Annotated in this window: 18 protein-coding genes; 7 read left to right on the plus strand and 11 right to left on the minus strand. The window is 64.2% G+C overall.

Annotated elements, in window-relative coordinates; genetic code table 11:
* Positions 1 to 6: 6 nt before the first annotated feature.
* Entirely contained in the window at positions 7 to 3,240 is a 3,234-nt protein-coding gene (locus ASILVAE211_RS01910) for an error-prone DNA polymerase (RefSeq protein WP_227319585.1), read from the minus strand.
* A gap of 96 nt (positions 3,241 to 3,336) precedes the next feature.
* Between ASILVAE211_RS01910 and ASILVAE211_RS01915 the strand changes: the two genes are divergently transcribed.
* Positions 3,337 to 4,527, plus strand: coding sequence for an MFS transporter (locus ASILVAE211_RS01915; protein ID WP_227319586.1), 1,191 nt, complete (start codon positions 3,337 to 3,339; stop codon positions 4,525 to 4,527).
* 96 nt (positions 4,528 to 4,623) lie between these two features.
* On the opposite strand, the gene ASILVAE211_RS01920 is transcribed toward ASILVAE211_RS01915, so the two are convergent.
* A complete protein-coding gene (locus ASILVAE211_RS01920) occupies positions 4,624 to 4,938 on the minus strand; it encodes a hypothetical protein (protein ID WP_227319587.1) in 315 nt (104 codons plus the stop codon).
* A 3-nt stretch (positions 4,939 to 4,941) separates the two neighbouring features.
* The gene (gene tyrS, locus ASILVAE211_RS01925) at positions 4,942 to 6,189 is read right to left on the minus strand and encodes a tyrosine--tRNA ligase (RefSeq protein ID WP_227319588.1); all 1,248 of its coding nucleotides are present in this window, start codon (positions 6,187 to 6,189) and stop codon (positions 4,942 to 4,944) included.
* A gap of 69 nt (positions 6,190 to 6,258) precedes the next feature.
* On the opposite strand from tyrS, the gene ASILVAE211_RS01930 reads away from it, so the two are divergent.
* The 3 genes from ASILVAE211_RS01930 to ASILVAE211_RS01940 all read left to right on the plus strand — a co-directional run bounded on the left by ASILVAE211_RS01930 (position 6,259) and on the right by ASILVAE211_RS01940 (position 8,708).
* Positions 6,259 to 7,314: an anhydro-N-acetylmuramic acid kinase gene (locus tag ASILVAE211_RS01930; protein WP_227320115.1), complete on the plus strand. Its 1,056-nt coding sequence runs from the start codon at positions 6,259 to 6,261 to the stop codon at positions 7,312 to 7,314.
* A gap of 195 nt (positions 7,315 to 7,509) precedes the next feature.
* Positions 7,510 to 7,884, plus strand: coding sequence for a hypothetical protein (locus ASILVAE211_RS01935; RefSeq protein WP_227319589.1), 375 nt, complete (start codon positions 7,510 to 7,512; stop codon positions 7,882 to 7,884).
* A 125-nt stretch (positions 7,885 to 8,009) separates the two neighbouring features.
* On the plus strand, positions 8,010 to 8,708 hold the full coding sequence (locus tag ASILVAE211_RS01940; protein ID WP_227319590.1) for a pirin family protein: 699 nt from the start codon (positions 8,010 to 8,012) through the stop codon (positions 8,706 to 8,708).
* Positions 8,709 to 8,712: 4 nt separating this feature from the next.
* Here the strand turns inward: ASILVAE211_RS01940 and panC are convergent, their stop codons facing one another.
* The 4 genes from panC to ASILVAE211_RS01960 form a co-directional block, all read right to left on the minus strand.
* Positions 8,713 to 9,561, minus strand: a complete 849-nt coding sequence (gene panC / locus ASILVAE211_RS01945; protein WP_227319591.1) for a pantoate--beta-alanine ligase — start codon at positions 9,559 to 9,561, stop codon at positions 8,713 to 8,715.
* A gap of 68 nt (positions 9,562 to 9,629) precedes the next feature.
* Complete coding sequence (gene xylA / locus ASILVAE211_RS01950) at positions 9,630 to 10,952, minus strand: xylose isomerase (RefSeq protein WP_227319592.1); 1,323 nt, start codon at positions 10,950 to 10,952, stop codon at positions 9,630 to 9,632.
* On the minus strand, positions 10,949 to 11,860 hold the full coding sequence (locus ASILVAE211_RS01955; protein ID WP_227319593.1) for a slipin family protein: 912 nt from the start codon (positions 11,858 to 11,860) through the stop codon (positions 10,949 to 10,951). Before ASILVAE211_RS01955 ends, xylA begins: the two co-directional genes overlap by 4 nt.
* A 337-nt stretch (positions 11,861 to 12,197) precedes the next feature.
* Complete coding sequence (locus tag ASILVAE211_RS01960) at positions 12,198 to 12,971, minus strand: SDR family NAD(P)-dependent oxidoreductase (protein WP_227319594.1); 774 nt, start codon at positions 12,969 to 12,971, stop codon at positions 12,198 to 12,200.
* Positions 12,972 to 13,080: 109 nt separating this feature from the next.
* Between ASILVAE211_RS01960 and ASILVAE211_RS01965 the strand changes: the two genes are divergently transcribed.
* From ASILVAE211_RS01965 to ASILVAE211_RS01975, 3 genes are read left to right on the plus strand one after another with little or no spacing between them, the layout of a single operon-like run.
* Entirely contained in the window at positions 13,081 to 13,992 is a 912-nt protein-coding gene (locus ASILVAE211_RS01965) for a YicC/YloC family endoribonuclease (protein WP_227319595.1), read from the plus strand.
* Positions 13,989 to 14,642 (plus strand): guanylate kinase, encoded by a 654-nt coding sequence (gene gmk / locus ASILVAE211_RS01970; protein ID WP_227319596.1) that lies wholly within the window; start codon positions 13,989 to 13,991, stop codon positions 14,640 to 14,642. The genes ASILVAE211_RS01965 and gmk overlap by 4 nt, the downstream gene beginning before the upstream one ends.
* A gap of 11 nt (positions 14,643 to 14,653) precedes the next feature.
* Entirely contained in the window at positions 14,654 to 15,088 is a 435-nt protein-coding gene (locus ASILVAE211_RS01975; protein WP_227319597.1) for a hypothetical protein, read from the plus strand.
* Here the strand turns inward: ASILVAE211_RS01975 and ASILVAE211_RS01980 are convergent.
* Genes ASILVAE211_RS01980 through ASILVAE211_RS01995 form a run of 4 tightly spaced genes read right to left on the minus strand, consistent with a single transcriptional unit; the run spans position 15,085 to position 19,575 of the window.
* Positions 15,085 to 15,903: a DNA-methyltransferase gene (locus ASILVAE211_RS01980; protein WP_227319598.1), complete on the minus strand. Its 819-nt coding sequence runs from the start codon at positions 15,901 to 15,903 to the stop codon at positions 15,085 to 15,087. The genes ASILVAE211_RS01975 and ASILVAE211_RS01980 overlap by 4 nt on opposite strands.
* Positions 15,904 to 15,908: 5 nt before the next feature.
* Positions 15,909 to 17,333, minus strand: a complete 1,425-nt coding sequence (locus ASILVAE211_RS01985) for a peptidoglycan -binding protein (protein ID WP_227319599.1) — start codon at positions 17,331 to 17,333, stop codon at positions 15,909 to 15,911.
* 3 nt (positions 17,334 to 17,336) lie between these two features.
* Positions 17,337 to 18,491 carry a flagellar motor protein MotA gene (locus ASILVAE211_RS01990; protein WP_227319600.1) on the minus strand — a complete coding sequence of 385 codons (1,155 nt, stop codon included), beginning with the start codon at positions 18,489 to 18,491 and terminating at the stop codon, positions 17,337 to 17,339.
* A 16-nt stretch (positions 18,492 to 18,507) separates the two neighbouring features.
* Positions 18,508 to 19,575: a hypothetical protein gene (locus tag ASILVAE211_RS01995; RefSeq protein ID WP_227320139.1), complete on the minus strand. Its 1,068-nt coding sequence runs from the start codon at positions 19,573 to 19,575 to the stop codon at positions 18,508 to 18,510.
* Positions 19,576 to 19,730 lie beyond the last annotated feature (155 nt).

Here is a 19,730-nt window from a genome sequence, read left to right on the forward strand (position 1 = left end):
GGCCTGTCAGCGAAAATCCCGCGTCGGCACGCGCAGCCCCGGGCGCGTGCCGCTGTTGACGCTGCGATGGTCCGGACCGCCGCCATGTTTGGCTTCGTCGCCCCGTCCTGTTTGCAGGGGGAAATGATCGTCGCGAAGGCTGAGCCGGTCGAGCAACGGGGTCAGGTTTTCGACCTTGTCAGCGATGAGATGGATGACCTCGCCTTCCTTCTGCACGCGGCCATGAACGGCCAGCATGCGGGCGCCCAGGATGACCGGGCGGTTGGTCTCAAAAATATTGGGCCAGACGACGACATTGGCGAAACCCGTCTCATCCTCAATGGTCACGAAGATCACGCCCTTGGCCGAGCCGGGCCGCTGGCGCACCAGGATGAGGCCGGCCAGCGTCACGCGGCGACCGTCCCGCACCTGCCGCAGATCGGCGCAGGGACGCATGCCCCGGCGCGTGAGATCGCCGCGCATGAAGGAGACCGGATGCGCGCGGAGCGACAGGCCGGTGCTGCGGTAATCCTCCACCACCGCGCGGGGTTCGGTCATCGGGGTCAGCACGACCGTGGGTTCGCCTGCGCCCGCGGCGCGTTCCGCGAAAAGCGGCAGGCCGGCATCCGCGAGGCCGCGAATGGTCCAAAGCGCCTGCCGGCGGTCCAGCCCGACATCATGAAAGGCATCGGCGGCGGCCAGATGCTCCAGCGCGGTGCGGCTGAGCGCCGTGCGGTCGGCCAAGTCTTCAAGCGTGGCGAAGGGGCCAGCGTCGCGGACGGTGACAAGATGCGCCGCATCGGCATTGCCCAGGCCCTTGGCCATGCGCAGGCCGAGGCGCAGCGCATGGCGCGGCGCGTTGGTTGATTCCAGCGTGCAGTCCCAGCGTGACCGCAGGACCGAGACCGGGCGGATTTCGACGCCATGCGCCCGCGCATCCTCCACGATCTGCGCCGGGGCATAGAAGCCCATGGGCTGGCTGTTGAGCAGGGCGGCGGCAAAGACATCCGGGTGATGACACTTCATCCAGGCACTGGCATAGGCGATCAAGGCAAAACTTGCCGCGTGGCTTTCGGGAAAGCCGTAGGAGCCGAAACCTTCGATCTGGCGGATGGTGTTTTCTGCGAAGTCCTGCGGGTACTCCCGTTCCAGCATGCCCTGGATCAGCTTGTCGCGAAATTTGGACACACCGCCCGTGGTCTTGAAGGTTGCCATAGAGCGGCGCAGCTGGTCGGCTTCCGTCGGCGTGAATCCCGCGCAATGGATGGCAATCTGCATGGCCTGTTCCTGAAACAGCGGCACGCCCAGCGTCTTGCCCAGAACAGGTTGCAATGCGGGGAAGGGGACGAAGCATTTGTCCGGATTTTCGGCCCTTTCTTTCCGCCGCAACAGATAAGGATGCACCATATCGCCCTGAATGGGGCCCGGCCGCACGATCGCGACCTGAATGACGAGATCATAGAAGGTTTGCGGCCGCAGGCGCGGCAGCATGGACATCTGCGCCCGGCTTTCGATCTGGAACGTGCCGAGCGTATCGGCCTTGGAAATCATCGCATAGGTTGCGCGGTCCTCCTTGGGAATCGAATCGAGCGAAATCTTTCTGCCGTGATGCTCGTCCAGAAGCGCGAAGGCGCGGCGCATGCAACCCAGCATGCCCAGGCCCAGCACATCGACCTTCATGAATTGCAGCGCGTTTATATCGTCCTTGTCCCATTCGATGACCTGACGATCCTGCATTGCGGCCGGGGCGACAGGGACAAGATCGGCCAGCGTGTTTTCCGTCAGCACGAAGCCGCCGGGATGCGTGCCCAGCTGGCGGGGGAAATTGATCAGCTGTTTTGACAGTTCAAGCGTCAGGCGGATGCGATCATCCTGTGCATTGACATTGATGCCGGCGATCTCGTCATCCGTGATGCCCTCATTGGACCAGCCCCAGGTCTGGCCGGCCAGTGCCGCCGTCACATCCTCTGTCAGGCCCAGCGCTTTTCCGACATCGCGCACCGCGCCGCGCGTGCGATAGCGCATGACGGTGGCGCACAGCGCGGCCCTTTTCCGTCCGTAGTGTTTATAGACCCATTGAATGACGTCTTCGCGCTTCTCATGCTCGAAATCCACGTCGATATCGGGCGGTTCGTGCCGTGCGGCGGACAGAAAGCGTTCAAAGAGAAGATTGCTGTCGATAGGATCGATTTCGGTAATGCGCAGCACATAGCAGACGACGGAATTGGCGGCCGATCCGCGTCCCTGGCAGAGAATCTCCTGGCTGCGGGCATAACGGACGATTGTATGCACTGTCAGGAAATACGGTGCGTAGTCAAATTTCTTGATGAGTGCGAGTTCATGCTCGACCTGTTTGATGATGGCGTCAGACGCGCCCAGCGGGTAGCGGGATGGAATGCCTTCCGTCCAGACAAGCCGGGTGAGCGTGTCCTGCGCGCTTTCGCCCGGCACCGTCGTTTCGGTCGGATATTGGTATTTGATCTGTGTGAGGTCGAATGTTGCCGCCTTTGCCACGATTTCGCTATTGCGGATCGCTTCGGGATAGGCGCGCATCAGCCGCGCCATCTCCTGCGGCGGGCGCAGGTGACGGTCGGCATAGCGTTCCCGCAGGAAACCGACCTCGTCGATCTGCCGATGCGTGCGGATGGCCGTCACCACATCCTGCAAAACCCGGCGTTCGGGGGCGTGATACAGCACGTCGCCGGTCGCGATCAGCGGAATGCCGGCGGCGCGGCCCGCCGTCGCCAGGCGATGCAGCCGCGCGGCCTCGCCCGGCAGACGGCGTGGCGACAGGCTGAGATAGACGTCTTTCCCGAAACGCTGTCGCAGCCAGGCGAGATGATCCGGCATATCCGGCGCATCTGCCTCGGCCAGAGAGATCCCGATCAGCCCTTCGGCAAAATCGTCCAGGTCGGCTCGGTGCAGATGGCAGGTGCCGGCGCGCTCGGTCGCCTCGAACCCCCGCGCTTTCCCCTGCGTCAGCAACTGGCACAGATGCGACCAGCCGATGCGATCCTTTGGGTAGACGAGAAGGGAGGGGGCGTCGGTGAAATCCAGCCGGCAGCCGGGAATGAGCGTTATGCCGATCTTGGCATCCTTTGCCGCCAGATAGGCGCGCACCATGCCGGCGACGGTATTGCGGTCGGTCAGCGCAAGGGACGTGTAGCCTTGCGCCTTGGCGGCCGCGACCAGTTCCTCCACATGGCTTGCGCCACGCAGGAAGGAATAGTTCGACGTCACCTGAAGCTCGACATAGGCCATGGCGCGAGGCTACAGCATGTTCCTATTTTGTTCTATATAACTCTTGCGGCCTCTGCGCGGCCGCTCCAAGCTCCCTTTGGATTTGAGGGCAATGCAATGCTGGTCTTGGCGATTCTCTGGACGGCCTTTTTCGTGATCAATTTCAACGTCGCGATGATGCTGCCCCTGCTGCCCTTCATCCAACGCGATATCGGCCTGTCCGCGTCCGAGGCTGCGATGGTTCTGGCCGCATTTCCGGTCGTTGCCCTGGCCAGTAATCTTGCCCTGGGGCCGTTCATTGATCGGCTTGGCCGGAAGACATTCATCATGACGGGTGGCGCGGGCTGTGCCGTCGTGCTGACGGCGACAGCCCTATCGGGTTCGGCCTTTCCAATCATTGTGGGCCGCGCGGTCACAGGCCTCTTCATGCCTATGATCGGTGCCTCCGTCTTCGCGGCGATTGCCGACTACATCCCGGCGCCGAACCGAATCAGGGTGACAGCCTATGTCACGACAGCGGCGCCCGTCGCTTTCCTGATGGCGATGTCGATCGGGGTTTTCCTGGGTGGTCTGGTGGCGTGGCAGTTACCGCTGATCCTGCTGGCCTTTATTTGCCTCGTATTGGCCTTGGCCGCGTCCACGCTTCCCGCGACCGATCCGGCCGCTTTGGCCAAGGGGCCTGTGACGCGGCGGACCTATAAGGATCGGCTTCTGTCCTTGTCGCTGGATGCCAGCACCCGGCTTCTGCTGCCCGCCTATTTCTGCTGGGCGGCGGCGGTCGTGACCTTCATGGGCCTCTACCCAAGCTGGGTGATCCAGCATGGGCTGGCGAAGCACAGCGTTGGCACGATCGGCACCATGCTGCTGTTGGGCGAGATCGGCGGTCTGTTCGGCGCATTCCTGTCGAGCCGGCTGGGCCAGCTGTTTCGAAATCCCCTCGGCCTCTGCGCCACGGCCGCGATCGCCCTGGCCGTCGTCGTTCTCATTGTCCCCTTCGGGACAGGCCTGCCTTTCTTCCAGGCGGGCGCCTACGCCGCTTTTGCCTTCGGTCGTGATCTCATGATGGCCTTGATGCTTGGCGGCGCCATGCTGTTGGTCGGCGCCGCGCAGCGGGGCAGCCTCAATGCCATCCTCAATGCGCTTTATCAGACCGGAGCGGCCGTGGGCGGCATGGTGAGTGCCTGGCTCTATGCCTTCCGCGCAGATTTCATCGCCAATAGCGCTGTCGCCGCGCTGCTCTTCGTGCTGTCCGGCGTCATGCTCTGGAATATTACGCGCATCAAAACACCGGTTCCGGTGCATGTCTGAGCAACGAGAACGCATGGTTCATCACTGATCCTGGGCCATCTTCCCCCCGGTGCCGCACAGGCGGAGGGACGCTCACTTCAGGCTCGATGGCGTGGTCTATTTCAGCTTCGCGAACATCTGCGCGTCCTTGTTGGACTGCATGAGCATGGAGAAACTGGGGATGCTCTCAAAGCCCAGGCCGCGCGGCGGGCCGTCTTCCTCGTCCGGCGTGATCGCGGCATAGGCCGCCCCCGCGATCTTGTCCCATTTATTGCCAGCGAGCTTCTTCACTTCCAGATTGGCGACCGTCGTCTTCAAGACGATGCGGACGATCGCCTCCTTATGCGCGGGCGGCTTGGTCAGGCTGAGATTGCCAGCAATCATCTGCCAGCCATTGGCGAGCGCCCAGGCGGTGATTTCGTCCTGCGTCATGGATCAGGCTTCCGGTTTGATGAGCTTGTGCTGCTTCTTGCCCGCTGAGAGTTTCAGCGCGCCGTCGCGCAGATCGGCTGCCGTCACCATCTGCGCTTCTTCCGTGAAGGCCACGTCATTCAGCCGCGCGCCGCCGCCACGGATCAGGCGCCGCGCCTCGCCATTGGTCGCGGCCATGCCGGCCTGGACCAGAAGGGCGAAGGCGGGAATGCCGGCCGTCAGATCGGCTGCCGGCACGGTGACCGTGGGCAGCGTATCGACGGCGGCGCCTTCCTCGAAGGCCCGCCGTGCCGTCTCGGCGGCGGCTTCCGCCGCCGCGCGGCCATGGCAAAGGCTGGTCGCCTCGGTCGCCAGAATCTTCTTGGCCTCGTTGATCTCAGCGCCGCCCAGCGCTTCCAGCCGGGCGATCTCATCCAGCGGCAGATCGGTAAACAGCTTCAGAAAGCGGCCGACATCGGCGTCTTCCGTATTCCGCCAGAATTGCCAGTAGTCGAAGGGCGACAGGCGCTCGGCCGTCAGCCACATGGCGCCCTTGGCGGTTTTGCCCATCTTGGCGCCAGAGGCCGTGGTGATCAGCGGCGCGGTCAGGCCATAGACGGTCTTGGCATCGGTGCGGCGCACCAGATCGACGCCCGAGACGATGTTGCCCCATTGGTCGGACCCGCCCATCTGTAGATTGACGCCATAGCGGCGGTTCAGCTCCCGGAAATCGTAGCTTTGCAGGATGGAATAGTTGAACTCCAGGAAGGTCAGCCCCTGTTCGCGGTCCAGGCGGGACTTTACGCTGTCGAAGGCCAGCATGCGGCTGATGCTGAAATGCGGCCCGATTTCGCGCAGCAGTTCGATATAGCCGAGCTTGTCCAGCCAATCGGCGTTATTGGCCATAACGGCGTCGGCGGGGCCGTCGCCGAAGGTCAGGAAGGGTTCGATATTGCGGCGGATGCCGGCGATATTCTCGGCAATCGTCTCATCCGTCATCAGCTGCCGCGCTTCCTCGCGGAAGGAGGGGTCGCCGATCTTGGCGGTGCCGCCACCCAGCAGCGCCACGGTCTTGTGCCCATGCTTCTGCAGCAGGCGCAGCAGCATGATCTGCACCATATGGCCGACATGCAGGCTATTGCCGGTCGGATCGAAGCCGATATAACCCGCGACGGCATTGGCCAGCAGCGCCTCGTCCAGCGCCGCCTCGTCCGTGCATTGAAAGACAAAGCCGCGTGCCTTGGCTTCCGTCAGGAATCCGCTTTTCGTCATCGAGCCTATCCATGCGTAACTTAGAAGATCGGGGCCTTGGGCTAGCACGAGACAGGAGCGGGCGGAATGCTGCGTGTGATTGGTCTGATGAGCGGAACCTCCCTGGACGGGGTGGATGCCGCGTGGCTGGAGACCGATGGCGAGCAGGTGGGGGCTTTCGGACCCGCGTTGACGGTGCCGTATGAGCCGGCTTTGCGGGCGGCGATTCGCGAAATTCTGGACCGCGCGCCGCAGCTTGCCGCCGATGACCCGCAATTGCTGGCCGTCACCCGCCGGCTGACGGAAGTGCATGCGGACGCCGTGCGCGCGCTGGACGCACCCTATGACCTGATCGGCTTTCACGGCCAGACCATCCTGCATGACCCGAACCATAGGCGGACCTGGCAGATCGGCGACGCCGCCTGGCTGGCGCAGGCGCTCGGTGCCCCGGTCGCCTATGATTTCCGCTCGGCCGATGTTGCAGCAGGCGGGGAGGGCGCGCCCTTGGTGCCGCTGTTTCACGCGGGGCTTGCTGAGGCTTTGCCGAAGCCGCTGGCCATCCTCAATATCGGCGGCGTCTCCAACGTCACCTATCTCGGCGCGGATGGCCTGATTGCCGCCTGCGATACCGGACCGGGCAATGCGCTGCTCGATGATTGGGTGCGGCAGCACACGGGGCAGGCTTTCGACGCCGATGGCGCACTCGCGGCCAGCGGTAAAATCGATGAAAGCCTGCTCACCCGCTGGTTGAGCCATTCCTATTTCGAAAGGGAGCTTCCCAAATCTTTAGACAGGCTCTCGTTCCATGCATTGCTGGATGACATTCGCGGCATGTCTGCCGGTCACGGTGCCGCAACGCTTGCCGCTTTCACGGCGCGCGCCGTCGCCGCGACACGACTGCCGGAGGTGCCACAGCAATGGCTGATTACCGGCGGCGGCCGGCATAATCCGGCGATCATGGCGGCATTAAGACAAGCGCTGGGCGTTCCAGTAAACCCTGTCGAATCAGTGGGTTGGAATGGAGATTTTTTGGAGGCGCAGTGCTTCGCCTATCTCGCCATGCGGGTAAAACGCGGTCTGCCGTTGAGCCTGCCGATGACCACGGGGGTGCCACAACCCATGCAGGGCGGGCGTATCCAGCTATGATTTAATGTAATATCACGCATAAGTGAGTGTCATTGTCCGGCAATTAAAACTTTTTGAGCATGAATACCATGCAGATGCCGTCAGTTCTGTAACGCCGCGCCTAGTCGTATCTCCATCACAACAGAACGCGATGACTGAAACCCATCGCAGCTGCGATCCGTAACTGGATTAACGCAAACAGATTTGGAGCTTACGATGAAAACGATCCTGATGGCTGCAGTGGCTGCTGTGACGCTGGGTCTGACCGGTGCCGCGATGGCGAACGACGTTTCCGGCAAGAACCCGGCCGCCGGCCAGAACCAGCAGGTTGTCATGCCGAACCAGACGGCTGGCTACCTCGCCCGCAACGAGCAGGTTTCCCCGCAGCAGCGCCCCGCTTATCTGGCGCGTAACGGCGAAGTGATGCCAAGCCAGCGCCCGGCTTACCTGGCTCGTAACGAGCAGGTCTCGCCGCAGCAGCGCCCTGCCTACCTCGCCCGCAACAGCGTGGTGATGCCGAGCCAGCGCCCGACCTATCTGGCCCGCAATGACGAAGTGATGCCGAGCCAGCGTCCCGCTTACCTCGCCTAACCTTCGGAAGAGTTCGAAAGACTCTTCAAGAGCGTGTGAATTCTCAAGGGCCGGTCGCAAGACCGGCCTTTTTGTTTTGAGATCGGGCCGATTCCAGTGGCATATTTGTGACTGGGAGAAACGCCATGATCGACATGAGGCCGTACAGGACCTTGGGCGGCGGGCATCACGGATGGCTCAAAAGCCGCCACCATTTTTCGTTCGCCGATTACGAGGAGGCGGAGCGCGATTGCTGGGGCGCGCTGCGCGCCTGGAACGATAACGAAATCGCGCCGGGATCAGGCTTTCCGGCTCACCCGCATGCGAATGTCGATATCATCACCTATGTCCGTCAGGGCGCCATCATTCATGACGACAACCTGGGCAATCGCGTGCGGATGGAAGCCGGGTCCGTGCAGGTGCTAAGCGCCGGCAGCGGCATCCGCCATTCCGAATACAATGCCGAAGGCGTGCCAGCGCATCTGTTTCAGATCTGGATCAAACCGGAGCAGAGCGGCGGCCGTCCGGAATGGACCGGACTTCGCTTTCCCAATATCGACCGCGCCGGACAGTTCGTGGTCTTCGCCAGCGGCTGCCAGCAGGATCGTGACGCGGCACCGCTGCGCAGCGGTGCCCGCGTTCTGGGGGTGACGCTGTCAGCCGGCCAGAGCGTGGAATACCGACCCGACCCGAACCGGCATCTTTATCTTGTGCCGGCCAGCGGTTCGGTTCTGATCAATGGTGTTCACGCGGACGCGCGTGACGGCATTGCGGTCTCCGACGAGGACAGCCTGATTCTGACGGCGCTGGAGGATTGCGATATCGTTATGGTCGACGCGCCCTGACATGTCAGGCGATGGTCGCTTCGGCATTCAGAACAAGATTGTCGATCAGTCTGGTCTGTCCGAGATAGAGCGCGATGGAGGCCATAGCGGGTTCTTCGATCCGATCGCATTCGGAGAGATCGTCGAAATCGGCGACGCTGACATAGTCCAGCATGGCCAACGGCTCGCCGGCGATGACAGCGCGCATGACGGCGCGCAAAGACTCGGCTGATCGTTCACCTTGGTCGAACATCGTCTGGGCGGCCTGCAAGGCGCGGTAGAGTACCGGGGCTGCTTCGCGCTCAGCGTCGCTCAGATAGACATTGCGGCTGGACAAGGCCAATCCATCCGCCGCGCGGACGGTTTCGGCCACGATCATATCGACCGGCGAATCCAGATCGCGCATCAATTGACGGATGACGGCGCATTGCTGACCGTCCTTCTGCCCATAATAGGCGCGGTCGGGCTGCACGATATTCAGCAGCTTCATCAGAACTGTCGCGACGCCCGCGAAATGGCCGGGCCGGGAAGCCCCTTCCAGCACCGTGCCGATCGCGCCGACATCGATGCGCGTCGCGAAGCCCGCCTGATAGATGATCGCGGGCGTCGGCGCGAAGACAAGATCGACGCCGGCGTCGTCCAACAAGGCCAAATCGCGCGGCATATCGCGCGGATAGCGTTCCAGGTCTTCCTGCGCGCCGAATTGCATGGGATTGACGAAGATAGTGACGGCGACGGCACCGCATTCGGCTTTCGCGCGCTTGACGAGGCTTAAATGCCCGTCATGCAGAAAGCCCATTGTCGGCACCAGGCCCAGATACGGAATTTTGCGTCGTGCGGCGCGGAATTCTGCAATCGTCTCGATACACTGCATCGCTAGTCCAAAGCCGCGCGGTGGAGGAAGCGCCGAGGCAGCGCATGACGCCGCCCCGGCGGCGGCGACTATAGATAGCGATTGACGAGATTTTCCAGATATTCCTGACGGCCCGAACGCGGCATTGGGTTGATGCCCTTTTGGTCTACGACTTTGGCAAGGTCTTCCAGGCTGCGCTCGCCTTTCAGGATGGCCTGATTGTCCGGCGTCTGCCAGCCGCTGTAGCGGTCGGCGACGAATTGCGGCAGCACGCCGTCTTCGATCATCTCGGCGGCCATCAGCAGCGCGCGGGCGCAGACATCCATGCCGCCGACATGACCGATCAACAGATCGTCGGCCTCGAGTGACTGACGGCGGATCTTGGCGTCGAAATTGCAGCCGCCTGTTTTGAAACCGCCGCCCTTTAGCAGGTGATAGAAGCCGAGCGCCATGCCCGTCGGCTCGTTCGGGAATTGATCCGTATCCCAGCCGGACTGCCGATCGCCGCGATTGACGTCGAGCGAGCCCATGATGCCGAGTGCCACCGCAGTCGCGATCTCATGCTCGTAGGTATGACCGGCGAGTGTGGCGTGATTGTCCTCGATATTGACCTGGACTTCCTTTTCCAGGCCGAAGCGCTTCAGGAATCCGTAGACGGTTGCGACATCGTAATCATACTGATGCTTGGTCGGTTCCTGCGGCTTCGGCTCCACCAGAATGGCGCCCTTGAAGCCGATCTTGTGCTTGTAATCGACGACCATGGAGACGAAGCGGCCCAGTTGCTCGGTCTCCTGGCGCAGATCGGTGTTGAGCAGCGTCTCATAGCCCTCACGGCCGCCCCACAGCACGTAATTGGCGCCGTCCAGGCGCTTGGTCACGTCCATGGCGTGCTTCACCTGGCCGGCGGCATAGATGAAGACGTCCGGGTCTGGATTGGTGGCCGCACCCGCCATGAAGCGGCGATTGGAAAAGAGGTTCGCCGTACCCCACAGAACCTTCACCTTATCCGTCGCCATCTTCTCGGCAAAGATATCGGCAATCACATCAAGATTGCGGTTGCTCTCGGCCAGCGTGGCCCCCTCGGGCGCGACGTCACGGTCATGGAAGCAGAAGAAGGGCACGTCCAGCAGGCGGAACAGGTCGAAACCGACCTCGGCCTTGTGGCGGGCGAGCGCCATGTCGTCGGACCCGTGCATCCAGGGGCGCTGGAAGGTTTCGCCGCCGAAGGGATCGCCGCCCGGCCAGGCGAGCGAATGCCAATAGGCGATGGCGAAGCGCAGCTGCTCTTCCATGGTCTTGCCCAAAACGACGCGGTTCTTGTCGTACCAACGGAAGGCTAGCGGGTTGCGGCTGTCACGACCCTCGTAGCGAATGGGCTCTGCCTGGGTGAAAAAAGACGCATTTCCAGTCATGAACGATCCTCTTCTTGCGCGGCCCGTTCCGGGCCTTGTCCGGGATTGTTCATACCATTTCCGCCCCTATGGGCAACTGCGGCGGCGATGCCGCCCAGGCTGCTGGCGAGGTCGCTGGGGATGATGATGGTGGCGCCGCGATCCTTGTTCATTTCGTAGACGAGATTCATCTGCCGCAGTTGCAAGGCCACCGGATCGGAAGCGTAAATCAGGGCGGCTTCCCGCACCTTCTCGGCAATGGCGATTTCGGCGGAGGCCAGCGTCTCGCGCGCCTGCTTTTCGCGTTCAGCCTGGGCCTGCCGGCTCATCGCGTCCTGGAGGGACGAGGGGATGGCGATATCCTTGATCTCGACCGAAGTCACTTCCACGCCCCAGGCGCCGGTCTTGGTGCTGATGCTGACCCGCAATTCCTCGTCTGCCGTCTTGCGGTCGGACAGAAGCTGGGTGAGGTCGTGGCTGCCGATGGTCTCGCGCAGGCTGGTCTGGGCCACGCGCTCCACCGCCAGCCGGTAATGCTCGATTTCGGTGGCGGCGCGCATCGGGTCCACCACGCGCCAGAAGACGATGGCATCCATGGCGATGGAAACGGTGTCGCGCGTCAGAGCTTCCTCGGCGCGGATTTCCGTGGTGCGGATGCGCAGATCGACGACGGTCGCGATGCTTTCCAGGAAAGGCACGAGGGTGAAAAGGCCAGGGCCGCCAAGGCCGCGATAGCGGCCGAGGCGCAGGATAATGGCGCGGTTCCATTGGTCGGTCATCTTCAGCCAGGACGGGATGGTGACGGCGCCGAGCACGAGGATGACGGCCAGCGCGATGCCGAAGGCGGCGGCGCCGGTGGCTTTGACGATCAGCCCGGCTGCCACCAGCAGCAGAACGGAAAAGACATAGGCAATGGGCGGGGCGTTCATGCTCTCTCGTTCCTTGGCGGGGCCGGATCAGAGATAGCGGCTTTTGCCTGCCGTGATGCGTGACAAGGCCGTGTTGGGAACACTCATCACCTCAACCGGCGGCGTCGTTTGCGGCGTGAATGGATCCTCGGGTCAAGCCCGAGGATGACGATTTTTCGAGGAAATACCTAATTTTTTGCCACCCTCAGGCTTGACCCGAGGGTCCAGACGCTTTGAGCCAGCAACCCGATCAAATTAAGGGTGCGACTTTGGCCCCTTGGCACGTTGCGCCAGCCATTCCCGGACTTTTTCATGCGGAACCCCTCGACCGGCCTCTATCTCGGCTTCGGCGATGGCGTCACAGCGCCTTCTTTGCCGGTAGGCGGCGGGCGGCGGCTTCCCGCCAGGAGACCGGCAGCAGCGCCGTGAAGCGCGCGGCCATGCCGAACCACAACGGAAAAATCACCCTCGTCCGCTTGCGCCGGATACCGCGCAGCATCAGCCCGGCGGCGCGTTCCGCGCTCATGATGCCGGGCATGGGAAAATCGTTCACCGCTGTCATGGGCGAGGTGATGAAGCCTGGACACAGGCTGGTCAGCGCAATCCCTTGCATGCGGGCCGAGGGCGCGGCGCCCACCACCCAAGCGTCGACCGCCGCCTTGGACGCGCAATAGGCCGGCGCGCCGGGACCGGGAATGAAGGCCGCGATAGAGGCGACCACCGCGATCTGCCCCCGCACCCCGCGCGCGTCCGCCGGCTGCGCCGCCATCGCGCGCATCGCCGGCAGTACGGTATTGAACATCCCATCCAGATTGGTCGCGAAAATGGCCCGCGTCTGCGCCTCGCTCTCCATCGTGTCCGAGGTGCCGCCGGAAATGCCGGCATTGGCGATGACCAGATCGAGCGTGCCGGCGCCGCCGATCCAGTCCTCCATGCCAGTCGCGTCGGTGACCGAGAGCACGCGGGGTAGCGCCTCGCCGCCGCGCGACCGGCATTCCCGCGCCGTCTCCTCCAGCCGTTCGGCATCACGGCCGCCGAGATGCAGGGTCACGCCAGGCGCGGCCAAAGCCCACGCCAAAGCGCGGCCGATGCCAGAGGAAGCGCCGGTAATGAGGATCCGTCGAAACGCCATATCCGATCCTTTGACGACAGCTTGGATGGGCCCAAGCGGGATGTCGCCGCGGGTCTGTCTGCCGCGAAACCGCTTCTATCTGGCACGATCACACTCTAGAAGCACGCGGATGGAAGATAAGCAGACCCTGGCCTCGATGACCGGATTCGGTGCGGCCGCCAATACCCTGGGCGGTGACGGTGCCGCTATCGCCTGGGCCTGGGACATTCGCAGCGTCAATAGCAAGGGGCTGGAATTGCGCTTTCGCATGCCCTCCGGCTGGGACGCGGTGGAGGCCGAATTGCGGACGGTGCTGACCAAGCGCCTGCGGCGCGGCAGCATCAATGCCAATCTATCGGTCAAGGCCGAGGATCAGGGTGCGGCCGGTGTGGATGCCGAAGCGCTGGATCGCGTGCTGACACTGGCGCAGGCGGTCGCAAGCCGTATCCCCGGCGCGCCGCCGCCGCGCGCCGAATTGCTGCTGGGCCTGCCCGGCGTGCTGCGGGCCACCCAAAGCACTGGCCCGCTGGCGCCGACGCCCGAGCTGAAGGCGGCCATCGTCGCGGGCTTTGCCGAAGCGCTGGCGCAGCTGGAACGCGCGCGGCTGGAGGAGGGGGCCCGGCTTCATGCCGTGCTGATGGGTTTTCTGGACGATATCGCGCGCCTGCGGGCCGAGGCGGAGACGGCGGCCGAGGGGCAGCCCGCCTTGCAGCGCGCCCGCATGCTGGACAGCGTCCGCGCTTTGCTGGCCGAAGGCCTGACCCTGCCGGAAGAGCGCATCGCTCAGGAAGTGGCTCTGCTTGCCAGCCGGTCGGACGTGCGGGAGGAGCTGGACCGCCTCGCCAGCCATATCGACGCGGCGCGGGCGCTGCTGGCGGAAGGCACCCTGGTCGGCCGCAAACTGGATTTCCTGATGCAGGAATTCAATCGCGAAGCGAATACGCTTTGCAGCAAGTCGGCCTCGGTGCCCTTGACGGCAATCGGCCTCTCCCTCAAGGCCGTCATCGAACAGCTGCGCGAACAGGTTCAGAACGTCGAATGACCAAGACACACATGCCCGAGCCGCTCATCCGCCGCCGCGGCCTCTGCTTCGTCATCGCCGCACCCTCGGGCACCGGCAAAAGCAGCCTGACGCGCGCATTGCTGGCCGAGGAGCCCGATCTGGCGCTGTCCATCAGCATCACCACGCGCGGCCCCCGGCCGGGCGAGGTCGAGGGCAAGCATTACTATTTCCGCGCGAAGGACGAATTCGAGCAACTGCGCGAGACTGGCGGCCTGCTGGAATGGGCGCATGTCTTCGGCCGGGAGACGCTGTACGGCACGCCGCGTGAGCCGGTGGAGGCCGCCCTTTCGGCCGGTCGCGACATGGTCTTCACCATCGACTGGCAGGGTTTCCGCCAGATGCGCGAGGCCATCGGTCCCGATGTCGTCGGCGTCTTTCTGCTGCCGCCCTCGCTGGCTGAGCTCGAGCAGCGTCTGCGCCTGCGCGGCGAGGATAGCGAGGCCGAGATCGCCCGCCGCATGGCCTCGACGGCCGGCGAGATGGAGCATGCCGGCGAGTTTAATTACATCGTCATCAATCAAGATTTCGCCACGGCCCTGGCTGATCTGCGCGCCATTCTGCGCGCCGAGCAGCGGTCGACGGCCCGGCAGACGGGGCTGGACGATTTTACCAGCATGAGCGTCGCGTGAAGGCGGTTTCCATGAAAAGCTATTTGGCACTCGGCGCGGCGGCTTTGCTGGTGGTGTCCTGCGCTCCGCCCGGACGGGGCCTGCTGGCCGCCAAGCCGCCGAAGCCCTCGGCCGCGACCATCGCGGTGACGCAGGATCAGACAGGCCTTTTGCCGCTGGTGACGATCCCGGCCGGCACTTCGGCCGCCGACTATCTTTCGGCGCTGACCGGTGCGGTGCGCGATGCGGAAGCGGTGAAGCCCGATGTCGCGTTCGATATCGTCTCCACCGTGCCGCAGACCGGCACGCCGCTGACGCAGATCACGGCGGCCAAGGCGCTGACGGCACAGGCGGCGGAAGTGGCCGATACCGTGCAAGGCGCGGGCGTGCCGTCATCGCGCGTCACGCTGGGCGCGCTGGTCTCGGCCGACGCGCCGGCCGAACAGATCCGCGTCTACGTGCGTTAAGTCGCCGCCATAGCCTGCCGCAGCCGTTCCGCCGCGCGGGCGGCGTAGTCCGCGTCGATCTCGATCCCTATTCCGCGCGCGCCCAATTGCTCGGCCGCGACCAGGGTTGTGCCGGCCCCCAGAAAGGGGTCGAGCACGACGGGGTCTTCGATACCGGCCAGCTTGATGCAGCGCATCGGCAGTTCCACCGGAAAGCCAGCCGGATGGTCGAATTTCTGGGCGCGCGACTTCACAGTCTTATAGGGCAGATACCAGACATTGCCGGCGCAACGCCGGTCGCGGGCATGGCCCCAGCGCGCGATATTGGACTTGTCCTTGAACGGCACGCCGACCGCCAGGCGGTCCACCGCGACATGACCGTCCTTGGTGAAATGGTAGATGGATTCGTGATTGTTGTTCAGGAAGCGGCTGCTGGTGATGGGCTTGAAATGGCCGATTGTGTCATCACCGACGCTCAGCGACTTCACCCAGACGATATGGTTCTGCAACACCATCTCGCGCGTCATGGCGTCCGCGACATCGCTCGCGATCCAGGGGTCATTGCCGGTGCTGCCGACATTGAGGAAGAAGGAGCCGTCGGGTTTCAGCACGCGCTCGATGGCAAGGCCGACCTCAGCCATCCAGTCCAGATAGGTCTCGCGCGGCAGCTTGTCCTGATAGCTGCGATAGGCGATGCCGATATTGTACGGCGGCGAAGTGACGCAGATATCGACACTTTCGGGCGGCAGTTCGGCCAATGCAGTCAGACAGTCGGCCTGCAGGATGCGCTGCCGGCCGATGCTCCATTCCTGCGGTGCCTGCGGTTGATCCAGCATCGAGCTCAGCGGTCGGTTAGGCGGAATTCGATGCGGCGGTTGCGGGCCAGCGCCGTCGGGCTATTGCCCGGATCGATCGGCTGCGTGTCGCCGAAAGCGGCCGCAACCAGATGGTTCGCCGGCACGCCGTCCAGAATCAGTAGTTGCACCACCGCAATCGCGCGGGCCGAGGATAATTGCCAGTTGTCCTTGAATGGCCCGCCGGTGATGGGAATGCTGTCGGCATGTCCGTCCACGCGCAGGACCCAGGTAATATTGGCCGGAATTTCCTTGGCGATCGACTTGATGGCCTGGCCGATCTTATCGATCTGCACCTGACCGTCCGAGGTCAGATCAGCGCTGTTGGACGGAAACAGAACGTCGCTCTGAAAGACGAAGCGGTCGCCGACGATCTTGATATTGGGCTGGTTCTGCAAAACCTGCCGCAATTCACCGAAGAAATCGCTGCGGTAGCGCTGTAGTTCCTGCACTTTGGCGGCGAGCGCCAGATTGAGCTTTCGGCCGAGATCGGCGATCTGCGCGTCCTTGTCCCGACCCTGGGATTCCTGCAATTGCAGGGCGGCCGAAATCGCGTCCAGCTGGGCGCGAAGGGCGGTCATCTGCTGGGTGAGCAGCGCCAGTTGCGCATTGGCCGCGTCCGTCTGCTGCTTTTGCTGCGTCAGCGCCGTATCGCCAGCCGATACCTGTCCCGCCTGCTGCGCGATCTGCGCCTTATCCTGGGCAAGCTGCGTGGCGTCGGTCGCCAGACTGGCTTCCGCCGTCTTGGCGCGGGTCTCCATGGCCGCGAGTTGGCTCTGCAACTGCGTCACGCGCGTGGTGGAGCTGTCGCTGGTGCTTTTCGCGGCGGCAGCGGCGGCGCTTGCCTGGGCCAGTTGCGCCTGGTCCGCCTGCAGTTTTTGCTGGGTATCTGCCAAAGCCGCCCGCAGGGTCGCGAGCTGCGTCTGGGCGTCGGCCGTCGCCGATGTCTGCTGGGTCAGTTGGCCCTGCATGTCATTCAGGCGCGAACTGGCGGATTGCGACTGTTCGGTACTGTCGGAGAGCTGGGCGGCGAGCTTGTCGCGCTGGGCGGTCAGCGCCGTTACCTGCGCGCTGTCCTGGGACAGCTGCGCCTGTGCGGTCGCCAGCTGCTTCGCCAGCGCGTCGCGCGCGGTGGTGACGTCGCCCAGATCATGCGCGAGCCCCGCGACATTGTTCTGCAGGTCGGCGGCGCGGCCTTTCTCCAGCGACAGCATATCCGTCAGCTGCGCGATCTGCTGGTTCAGCCGTTCCAGTGCGCGGTCCTTGCTGGTGAGCGTGACCGACAGCAGCCCCTGCGCCAGCACGAAGACCAGCAGCACGAAGATCGTGACCATAAGCAGCGTGGACAGCGCATCCACATAACCCGGCCAGGCATCGAGACCGTTATTTTGGCGCCGGCGGCGGCCCGCCATGGCTCAGCGCGCTCCGTCGCCGAGGGCGGCGACCGTTCGCGCCAGCACGCGCAATTCGTTGCGCAGTTCCGAGGTCGTCTGAACGCGGCCCTGTTCGGATTCGGTGATCATGCGCTGCAGCGCATGTTCGATATTGCGGAGATGGGCATGGGCGATTTCGTCGGACGCGCGATTGTCGCGGGAATCGCCCAGCCGCTGCAAAGCCGGGGCCAGCGCCTGCTGGCTTTCGGCGATGCGCAGCATCAGCTGCTGATTGGCGCGCATGGTATCCGTGAAGGTATTCAGCCGGTCGGCCAGCGTGCCCAGCACCTGGGCGGTCTGTCCGCGACCTTCCTCGCCGCGCGCCAGAACCGTTTGCAGCCCTTCCATATTCTCAGCCGTCTGTTCCAGTAGCGCCTGCACATAGGCGGGCACATTGCCGCCTTCGCCTTCGCCGCCCAGCACGCCGGAGGACAGCCGGGTGAAGCCGGCCAGCCAGTCTTCCAGCTCGTTATAGAAGCGGTTCTGCGCCTGGCCCGCCTGAAGATCGAGGAAGCCCAGCACCAACGCGCCGGCAAGGCCGAACATGGAGGAGGAAAAGGCGGTGGACATGCCGGCCAGCGGCCCCGCCAGGCCCGATTTCAGCTGGTCGAAGACCGCGTTGATATCGCCCGAGCCCACGCTCATGCCCTGGATGACGTCGGCGACCGCGCTGACGGTGCGCAGCAGGCCCCAGAAGGTGCCGAGCAGACCGAGGAAGATCATCAATGCCGTGGCGTAGCGCGAGATTTCTCGGCTTTCGTCCAGTCGGCTGCCGATGCCGTCCAGCAGGCTGCGCATGGCCTGGGCCGAGATGGAGACGCGGCTTTCGCGCCCCGTGGCATCCGCGCGGGCGGCCAGCATGCGGGCCATGGGGGCAAGGAGCTTCGGCGGCGTGATGCCCGTCAGCTTCTGGCGGGTGCGCTGATAATCGCCGACCCAGCGCACTTCGGGTTCCAGCCGCAGCACCTGCCGCAGATTCCAGATCACGCCCAGCAGCATCACGAAAAAGATGAAGCTGTTCAGCGCCGGATTGCTGGCGAAGAAGATCTTGATCTTCGGGATCAGGAAGATCCCGACCGCGATGACGGCGGCCAGGAAGATCAGCATGCGAATGAGGTAGGTGGTCGGCCGTGTCATGGAGGCGAGGACCTGCTCACGGTGAGGATGGGGAAGCACTATGCCCGGTGGCGGGCGGCATGGCGATGAGATCGACGCGCTCGGTGGGCGCATTGCCGGCATTGCCGCCAGAATTGCCCAGCGCCAGCAGGCGGATATGGATCGGGTCGACGCCGGCGTCCTGTAGGGCGGCTGCCACGCCCTGGGCCCGCATCAGCGCCAGGCGGCGCGGGGTGGACGGGTCATCGTCGCCCTTCGGCTGGCTGGCATAGGCACGCACGACATACAGCACGCTGGTGCCGTGACGGGTCACGAAATCCCGGATCAGGGCCGGAACGGCGCCGGAAGCGTCGGTGTCCTGGCCCGTATAGGGCAGCGTCAGCAGGTCAGCGCCCGGCGGCAGACTATTCTGGCTGGAGGCCGGCGTCTTGATCGGGGCCGGCGCGGGGGCGGCGGGCGCGACTGGCGGTTTTGGTGCCGTGACCGGAGGTGCGGCAGGCTGAGGGGCAGCTGCTACCGGTGCCGGTGTCGCGGGGGAAAGGTCGGCCGGTGGCGGTGCTTCGCTCGGCGGAGGCGGGACGGGCACGGGTGCGGCAGGCGAAGCGGCGCTCGGTGCAACCTTCGGCGGCTTGGGTTTTTTGGGTGCGGGCGTTTCGACGGTGATCTTGGGCGGGGCCGGCATGGCCGGGATGGCCCCCGGCAGAACCGGTACGGCTTCGAACGAACTGCCGAGATTCGCGCGGTTCTCGGTCTTGGTCGCGGCCGGCGGCAGAATGACGGCCGGCTTGGCGCCAGCCTCGGGCTTGGCCGGGGCGGGGGGCGGTGTGGCCGGCAAAGGCGGCGTTGTGCCGGCGGCCGTGCCTTCGGGCGCCGAATGGGTTTTATGGCCCGTACTGGCCGTGTGATGGCGCGGCCGATGCCAGACGCGATGGCTCGGCGTCGCGGGCGAGGCGCCTTGGGCCGGCGGCGGCGCAGGCAGGCTGGGGCTACCCAGCTTGTTCAACGCGTTAGGGTCGACCGTCACCTGTGCAGCCGCCTGAACGGCTGCCGGCAAGGGTGCGGCCAGGACGAGAGTGGCGAACAGGAAAGGGCGTGTGCGGCGCATGTCCCCAGCGGTCTACGGTAGTTTCATCCTGACGGGGAGGGGGGTGCGTGGCGCTGCGTTCGATTTCGGCATAGGTTGATGATGAAAGTCCACATCCGCCCCGAGTCACACCGGGGCGGAAATGAGTCGTGGGACGTTCGAGGGAGGACTGCCGA

The organism is Acidisoma silvae (assembly GCF_020618775.1).
GTDB lineage: Bacteria > Pseudomonadota > Alphaproteobacteria > Acetobacterales > Acetobacteraceae > Acidisoma > Acidisoma silvae.